3 protein-coding genes are annotated in these 2,019 nt (G+C 50.8%); all 3 read right to left on the reverse strand.

Features of this window, described 5'->3' with window-relative positions; translation table 11 throughout:
* On the reverse strand, positions 1 to 607 hold a 607-nt coding region (locus GOV80_RS22200), incomplete at its 3' end, for a phage integrase central domain-containing protein (protein ID WP_214648108.1).
* Positions 607 to 843, reverse strand: a complete 237-nt coding sequence (locus tag GOV80_RS22205; RefSeq protein ID WP_170787816.1) for a hypothetical protein — start codon at positions 841 to 843, stop codon at positions 607 to 609. The genes GOV80_RS22200 and GOV80_RS22205, both read right to left, overlap by 1 nt.
* A gap of 126 nt (positions 844 to 969) precedes the next feature.
* The gene (locus tag GOV80_RS22210) at positions 970 to 1,590 is read right to left on the reverse strand and encodes a hypothetical protein (protein WP_170787817.1); all 621 of its coding nucleotides are present in this window, start codon (positions 1,588 to 1,590) and stop codon (positions 970 to 972) included.
* Positions 1,591 to 2,019: the final 429 nt, after the last annotated feature.

Raw genomic sequence — 2,019 nt, forward strand, 5'->3', positions numbered from 1 at the left:
GATCAAGGCCGGTATTCATAATCAGCGCCACCGCCACTCGAACGTGCGGGGCGGCTCGATCCAGCACAACTGCGCGTTCCTCCACCGTCCAAGGCCGGTTGGCATAGGGCCGATTTTTCGGGCGCGGCTTGGGAATGACACCTGCCGCATAATCCCGGTCGATCAGACCGCGCGGAATGGCGTAGCGAAAAACTTGACTCAGGAAGGTGCGGACCATGTTTGCTCGCCGCCAGCCAATCTTGTCCGCCGCTTTGTCATGGATGCCCGAAACGAGGGGCGTCGTGATTGCGGAAACAGGCGTGTCCCGGATTGGGTACAGGAAGTCAGCGCACTTGCGATAGTCGCGCTTGGTGGCGTCCGACAGATTGCCATAGTGTTCAGTCTGGAAATAGGCATTGACCAGCCCGCCAAGGGTTCCTGGCTTAAGAGCTTGCGCCTTCCTCGCCTCGGCAATGGCAGCAATGCGGGCGCATTCCGCAAAAAACTCAGCCGATCCTATTGGAGTCTTTTCCAGGTCGATCTTGTGACCCGTGGCGCGATGATAGCAGCGCGGTTTCCCGTGCCGATCATCGAATATCTTGAAACCTCTAACCCTGACACGTGTCATTACAATTTGCCAAGAATGACGTCCTGCGTTGCCATCTCGGCTCCTTCCTTCATTGCATCAATCCAATTGTCCAGATCGCGCTTGTCCCAAAGAACTGTGCCGGGCCGCATTTCAATTGGCTGGACGGGGCACGTTGTTTTAAAGAGCTTTGGAGGTAGCCCAGTATAAACCGCCGCCTCAGACTGTTTCAGCATGCGTTTTTCATTAACGTTGATAGTGAGACTAGCGTTAGCCACTGCTAGTGCCTCCCAAGACGCTCGTTGGTCCATGACGTTGACCAGGAGGTCCGATTGGGGTCAATTTACCCCGAGGATCAATTGACGCTGTTATTTCCGGTTGGTTTTTTTTGATTGCGTGAGGCATCACTCAGTCCCAAACTCTGATGCAATAGCCTCTATCTCTCCAAGCGAGATCTGGCGCATGACATGCATGCCTTCCATTTCAAACAATCCGGCAGGCCCTGAATTTGACCACACGGTCGGGTCGTCTTCGAATTCGTTTATTTTCATTTCGGAAAGATGTACCGCTGTAAAATATATTTCTAATCCGGCGTTTTTGAAAATCACATAAGCTGGTTTCTCATGGACGTTAAATTCTAATCCATTGAGTAATATGTCAGATTCAGAATTGGACCGATGCGACAACACGAAATCAAATAAGTAGACAAGGAAGTCTTCCGCAGTGTTTTCTCGCTTGAAATCGAGACGCTGAATGACCTTTGCAGATTCTATATGCTCGAACTCATCATTCCGGAATTGTCGGTAAATCTCAAAAGTATCGACTATACGGTTTGGCGGAGCGCCTGTCATTAGCGCAAGCGTAAGCCTCGCTGCATCACGCGTTGTCATATCCGGTGCGTTCACGCCACGAGCTCCTGTCGTCAGAAAGCCTGCTTCACGGAGCTTCCTTGCAACAAAGTGAACTGTCGCTTGATCGATACCAAGCGCATTCGATATGACTTTTATCAGATGACCAGACTTCATAGTCTAAATGTGCATTACGCACTTAGACTATGTCAATACACCTTTTGCCCGTCGTCAGAGTATTTTGGAGAACACAGGCTGTATCGTAGCGGAGGCTCTAGTTCGGTTTCTGTTGAAGTTTAGGTGGCAGCGGCTTGGCTCTGCAACTGCCGTTATCGGATTGTCTGCGTCTTGATCTCCTCTCTTACCTTCAGGATTTTCGCACCGCGGCCATGATAGACGTCCACTGGTGTCAGAATCACGAGGCTCTCGTGGTAGCGATGGTTGTTGAGTGAGCGACGAAGGCACCGATCTGTCATTCGGGGCCGCCGGGTTTGTAATAGTTTTCCAATAGCACTGGGTTTTCATGGTCTTCTATACGACTGCTTTGGGCTGATGTCGTTGAAAAAGTCGTTCGTTTTTGCGTCTTGGTGTTCTGCGTTGTCTATA

Origin of the sequence: Ruegeria lacuscaerulensis, assembly GCF_013034685.1 — a bacterium.
Taxonomy (GTDB): Bacteria; Pseudomonadota; Alphaproteobacteria; order Rhodobacterales; family Rhodobacteraceae; genus Ruegeria; species Ruegeria lacuscaerulensis_B.